This is a genomic window from Vibrio sp. 10N.261.55.A7, from assembly GCF_002877365.1.
GTDB lineage: Bacteria > Pseudomonadota > Gammaproteobacteria > Enterobacterales > Vibrionaceae > Vibrio.
Window position 1 is genome coordinate 98,807 of sequence record NZ_MCWZ01000277.1, and the last position, 6,002, is coordinate 104,808.

5 protein-coding genes are annotated in these 6,002 nt (G+C 47.4%); 2 read left to right on the forward strand and 3 right to left on the reverse strand.

Features of this window, described 5'->3' with window-relative positions:
• Positions 1 to 114: 114 nt before the first annotated feature.
• The 3 genes from BCU12_RS12835 to BCU12_RS12845 form a co-directional block, all read right to left on the reverse strand.
• Entirely contained in the window at positions 115 to 1,518 is a 1,404-nt protein-coding gene (locus BCU12_RS12835; RefSeq protein WP_102404638.1) for an FAD-dependent oxidoreductase, read from the reverse strand.
• Between the two features lie 73 nt (positions 1,519 to 1,591).
• Positions 1,592 to 2,974 carry an aspartate aminotransferase family protein gene (locus BCU12_RS12840; protein WP_102404639.1) on the reverse strand — a complete coding sequence of 461 codons (1,383 nt, stop codon included), beginning with the start codon at positions 2,972 to 2,974 and terminating at the stop codon, positions 1,592 to 1,594.
• Positions 2,975 to 3,067: 93 nt separating this feature from the next.
• Complete coding sequence (locus tag BCU12_RS12845) at positions 3,068 to 4,078, reverse strand: putative 2-aminoethylphosphonate ABC transporter substrate-binding protein (protein ID WP_102404640.1); 1,011 nt, start codon at positions 4,076 to 4,078, stop codon at positions 3,068 to 3,070.
• Between the two features lie 276 nt (positions 4,079 to 4,354).
• Here BCU12_RS12845 and phnW point away from each other — a divergent pair, with 276 nt between their 5' ends.
• Positions 4,355 to 5,476 carry a 2-aminoethylphosphonate--pyruvate transaminase gene (phnW, locus tag BCU12_RS12850; RefSeq protein WP_102404641.1) on the forward strand — a complete coding sequence of 374 codons (1,122 nt, stop codon included), beginning with the start codon at positions 4,355 to 4,357 and terminating at the stop codon, positions 5,474 to 5,476.
• On the forward strand, positions 5,473 to 6,002 hold a 530-nt coding region (locus BCU12_RS12855; RefSeq protein ID WP_133153882.1), incomplete at its 3' end, for an aminotransferase class III-fold pyridoxal phosphate-dependent enzyme. The genes phnW and BCU12_RS12855, both read left to right, overlap by 4 nt.

Sequence of the window (6,002 nt, forward strand, 5' to 3'; positions counted from 1 at the left end):
ATAACTACTACGAACGTAGCCAATACGGCCGCTATCCGCAGAAGTTCCAGCGTTTACCCTAGTAATGATCGCGTAATTCTCGTCAGCTTTGGCGATATCTATAGTGCCATCGCTTTATGAAATCTTATCGGCCTTGCCGGCAGGGCCAGCGAGTTTTGAGAGCCACCTGTCCCAAACATTAGGTTGAGATTCGTTGTCTTCTGCCTCTTCTTTGCGCCTAACGGCATTGCGAACCACCATGGCACCTAGCCAACGAAATGGCTCAGGAGGAAAATAACCAAGCGGGCCTCGCGTTAAACCACAGTTAGTCCATCGATTATCAAGCTCTAGAACCATGGAAGAGAGTATTTTCCCGCCAATGCGCGTTTGTGCCACGCCATTGCCCGAGTATCCAAATCCGTACACAATATTGTTTTGATCGCCCAAATAGTGAAAAAAAGGCAGCCCTGTCACTGAGCGATCTGAACCACCTGTCCAGTTATCGACAATCTTTGGGTTCTCTAACTTAGGAAATAGGCGAGAGAAAGAGTCCGTCAGCAAAGCGAAATATCGGCTTGGCTTATTGAACATGGAATCCACGTCATTGCCAAACGAGAATTGGTTCCCTCCTTTGCCAAGCATGAGTCGGCCATCTTTGGTATCACGATAGTAATGAACAAAGATTCGAGAATCGACGACGGTGGCTCCTTTCTTTGGGCCTGTTTCTTTTAGCTTTTCACCCAAAGGTTCCGTTATCACCATATCGGAAGAAACCACAACAATGCTGTTTTTTAGATGCTTGAAATGAGACGCCATCCACGCGTTTAAGGCCAGTACCACTTTGCCCGCTTTGACTTTCCCATTTTCAGTATGGACAACAGGAATATCACCATAGTCCAACTTTGTCATCGCAGAGCGCTCATAAATTGTCACGCCTAACTCAATGGCCCTTTTTCTCAAACCACGCACCAATAACGCAGGCTGAACACTCGCGGCAGCGGGAGAATAGTAGCCTTCAACATGTCGATGAGATCCAGCAAGCCCACTAATGTCATCATCTTTGCACTTAGACCAGCTGTTCACCCCCAGCTTGTCTAACTCATTGATGACGGGATCCATACTGCCCTTTTGTGCACTGTTAGTCGCCGTGTAGTAGGTACCGTTCCGATATATCTCTGCGTCTATATTGTGTTTTTTGCAGTAGTCGTCTATTTCAAAAATGACATTCTCAGACTCTTTGACCAGCCACTTCGCTTGGCTTTCACCAAACAATCGCTTCATCGTTGGGTACTTCGTGGCCCACGTCAGCATGCAACCACCATTGGCACCCGACGCACCCGAACCACACATGTCCTTTTCCAAAATAACGACATCCATTTCAGGCTGCTGCTCTTTGAGCATGATGGCTGTCCACAAGCCCGTATAACCACCACCGACAATAGCGACGTCAGCCGATATTGTTTGCTCTAGTGTTTTCATTGGCTGTGACGGCTCGCGCTCTAGGGCTTGTTTAAGCCAATACGACTGATGATTTGACATCAATATCTCCTTAAATGAAGCCCAGCACGTCAACCGTACGGGGCGTTTGCGAGTGTACTCAACGTGGATTGCGTTATTTTGAAAGTACCGACTGAATTGCTTTTTCGATGGTGTCGGCAATGAACTTGGCGTCTTGCTCGGTGATCACTAATGAAGGGCGAAGCGTAATGATGCTGCTTTCTATTAGCTTAAAAGCCAGCCCATTCTCAAAGCAGTGATACATGATCGTTTCCGCTTCTTTCAGACCACGACTGTCCTTTTCCTGGTTAGCTTTATCGAGGATCTCGATACCAATATGAAGACCGATACCATCCACCGCCCCCACAATGGCGTACTGATCCTGCATTTCAAGGAAACGGCCTTTCAGGTACTCCCCAAGACGCATCGAGTTTTCAACCAGATTCTGTTCTTGCAACGACTCAATCATCGCTAGCCCCGCTGCGCCGCAAAGACCATTTTTCTCGTGGGTGTAGTGACCGACCGATTGCGTTTCCAGTACATTGTATTTTTCCGACACCACAACGCCTGCGAATGGTACTAAACCACCACCTAAGGACTTACCCAGTACCAGAACATCTGGCGTGACATAATGTTCGCAGGCAAACATCTTGCCCGTTCGGCCAAAGCCTTCGATGATTTCATCAAAGATCAATAACGCCCCAAACTCCTCACACAACGCCTTCACTCTGTGCCAAAAGTCCTGACTTGGCATCACTGGTGTTGCACTGATTGGTTCACCCACCACGCAGGCTATATCCCCTTCCTTCTCAAACAGCGTTCGCATCTGGCGAATGATCTCGTCGTCGACCTGATGCTGAGTATCAAACCCCCAAGGATTGTTTTGATAATTAGGAAAATCCACATGAAGAGCACCCGGTACCATTGGGCCCAAGCGTTTTTTGAACAGGCGCTCACCACCGAGACTCGCCGATTGAAAACCATTGCCGTGGTACGAATCCCAAAACGAAATGGTCTTCCATTTATTGGTGTAGGATTTAGCAATCGACACGGCCAGCTCGATCGCTTCAGAGCCTCCTGGACAAAAGGAGACGCGATCCAATCCATCAGGCGTAATATCAATAAGCTTCTGGGCTAGAGCAACAATATTGGTGTTGGTGTAGCGGCGTGACGTAAAGGTATTTTTGTCTTTCAGTGCTTTTATCATGCTTTCGATAACATGGTCATTGTTGAACCCTGCGGCATGCACGCCATTACCGTGACAATCCAAGTAACGCTTACCAGAAAAGTCGTAAATGTACGCCCCTTCTGAGTGCGAAAGCGCGTGCAATACTGGGGTACTTAAGCTTTGATGTAGGAACAACTGCTTGTCTTGCGCAACCAACTCTCGAGACTTGTCATCCAGATGCGTCTCTTGGTAGTCAAGGCGTTGTTGAGAGAGGTTTACATCGCCTTGTTCGCGGCTAATTTCTTCATTGTTTGCAATTTGTTGAGGCATAATAGTGCTTATTCTTCGATTAGTGAGAGGTATTCAAAAGCGCAAAAATCCACTCCTTTGAAAGAGCGGATTCAAACACTTTTTGGGGTTCTATTACGATTTTGGCTCTGATTTCGAATCGAATTTTAGAGACCACTTCGCTAAGATTTTTGAGCGCTCACTGCCCATTTTGGCAAAATCCATGTCTGCCATAACTTTTTCTACATTTGGATAATGAGAGACTTCAGCCGACACCTCTTTATGAGCCACAACTGGGTAAGATTCGACATAGAGCTCATTGGCTGATTTTGATACAGACCAGTCAACAACTCGCTTCGCCGCTGCATTGTCAGCCACTAGGCCAACCGCTTCTGATTCCCAACCAATACCGTTAGGCGTAATCACCGCCAGTGGTGCACCCTGCTCTTTCAGTTTGGCGCCACGAACGGCCATAGAAATACCAATCGCCACTTCGCCCATTCCCGCTTGAACGCACGGTTTTGAACCTGAATGCGTGTAGTGTGCAATGTTGTTATCGAGCTTTTTCATGTAGTCCCAGGCTTGATCTTCACCCATGTTATTTATCCACGCCGACACCTGCATGTAGCCCGTTCCTGACGAAGCAGGGTTTGGCATCGCGATGTGGCCTTTGTAAACGGGATCCGCAAGGTCTTCCCACGAAGTTGGTTTAGGCAGGTTGAGCTGCTTTGCGACGATCTCGTTAAAGCAAACCGCATTAAAGAAAGCGTCATTGCCGTACCAAGCCTGATTGTCTTGAGGATCATTTAGGTTTGCGCGCAGGTCTTCAACCCCTTTAGGTTGGTACGGCTGAAGCACACCTTCCTCTTTAAGCAATGCCATTGAAGAGCCCGCTAATCCCCACACCACTTCAGCACGTGGGTTGTTTTTTTCAGCAAGTAATTTCGCCGTCATGATTCCCGTTGAATCACGAATCCATTTAATGCTGATATCAGGGTTTTCACTTTCAAAAGCCGTCTTGTATTTTGCCAGTAGATCCGTCTCAAACGCAGTGTAGACCGTCACTTCTTGCGCAGCGAAAGCATTCGCGGCTAGCGCAGAAAGTGCCATCGTTAATGATCCTTTAATCAAACGGTTATTCATCATTCTCTCCAATTTTTCATTATTTGGTATTGACCAATTTATATTGACTACCCTAGAGGAATAACATGACGAAAATGTGAACATAAAATGGCAGTTTGACGACGTTTCCAGTGAAAAATCGAGAATGCTCTCCTAATTAGGCCCTATATGAAGTTTTGATGAAATTCACTGTTTGGCTATTTACCTACCATTTTCGTCCCTGATAGAGTGATACACAATCTGGAGTAGTCCAATAAACTCTCCATGGAACACTCATTCCCATGAACAAAGAGAAGCGTCATGAATAACGAATATCTATTGCTAACCCCTGGCCCATTGTCCACCTCTAAATCTGTGAGAGAAGCCATGCTCAAGGATTGGTGTACGTGGGATGACGATTACAACAAAGAGATTGTCCAAGTGATTCGCTCAAAGCTCACTCAGCTCGCAACCTGTCAGACTGGCTACACAAGTGTATTGATGCAGGGCAGCGGCACCGCATCAGTCGAAGCCACCATCGGCAGTACGATGGGAAAAAACGATAAGTTACTCGTGGTTGATAACGGTGCGTATGGCGCTCGAATTGCACAAATCGCCGACTATCTCGATATTGATTGCCATGTGATAAGCCCAGGTGAGGTGAACCAGCCGACACTCAATAATGTTGAACAATGCCTGATTAATGACGATGCCATTACACACATCGCCATTGTGCACTGTGAAACGACAACGGGAATGCTTAACCCAATCGAAGAAATTGCTCGGTTAGGCAAACAACACAACAAAATCATGATCCTTGATGCCATGTCGAGCTTTGGTGGAATCCCAATCGACATGGCCGAATTGGGCGTCGATTTCATGATCAGCTCGGCAAACAAATGCATCCAAGGCGTACCGGGCTTCGGGTTCGTCATCGCGAAGAAAGAACGACTAGAAAAATGCAAAGGCAATGCCCGGTCGCTAAGCCTTGATCTCTATGATCAATGGCAATGCATGGAGAAGAACCATGGCAAGTGGCGCTTTACCTCGCCCACACACACAGTGCGAGCCTTCTATCAGGCTCTACTCGAACTAGAAGAAGAAGGTGGCGTCGACGCTCGATTCCAACGCTATCAAACCAATCAGCATACGCTAGTAGAAGGGATGTCTTCGTTGGGGTTTAAACCACTGTTAGATGAAAGTCTCCATTCGCCAATCATCACCGCTTTCTATTCACCAAACCACGCTGACTATGATTTCCACCGCTTTTATCAAGAATTGAAAGCGCAAGGTTTTGTTATCTACCCTGGAAAGGTTTCAGATGCAGACTGCTTTCGCATTGGCAACATTGGCGAGGTGTACCCGCATGACATTCAACGACTGATCGTGGCCATTGAGAAAGCCATGTACTGGACCACTCAAAAACAGGAAGCCATCGCATGAGTTTTATTAACCAGCAATCGCAGAAAAACAGCGCTGCTCACCTTCGAAGCGAGGGGGATGTGAACACAACAGACGCTCGCATTCAGTGGAACCAGTCGATTGAAGACGAACGTACACAGTCTTTGCTAGAAAGAGACGCCAATGTGTTTTTGCATCAAGCCATGTCAACGCCTTGCCTGGATAGCCTCGAACACGCGGAAGGGATCTACATACAAGATCACACCGGCAAAAAATACATGGATTTCCACGGCAACAATGTCCACCAGCTTGGCTATGGCCACCCTCATGTCTTAAACCGTGTTAGTGAGCAAATGGCGAAACTGCCCTTCTCACCACGTCGATTCACCAACGATATTGCCGTCGAATGTGCTGAGAAGTTAACTCAGATCTGTGGTGGCGACCTCAATCGTGTGTTGTTCGCTCCGGGGGGCACATCTGCGGTTGGCATGGCGCTAAAGCTTGCGCGTCACGTAACTGGCAACTTCAAGGTCGTGTCGCTTTGGGATTCGTTCCACGGCGCTTCATT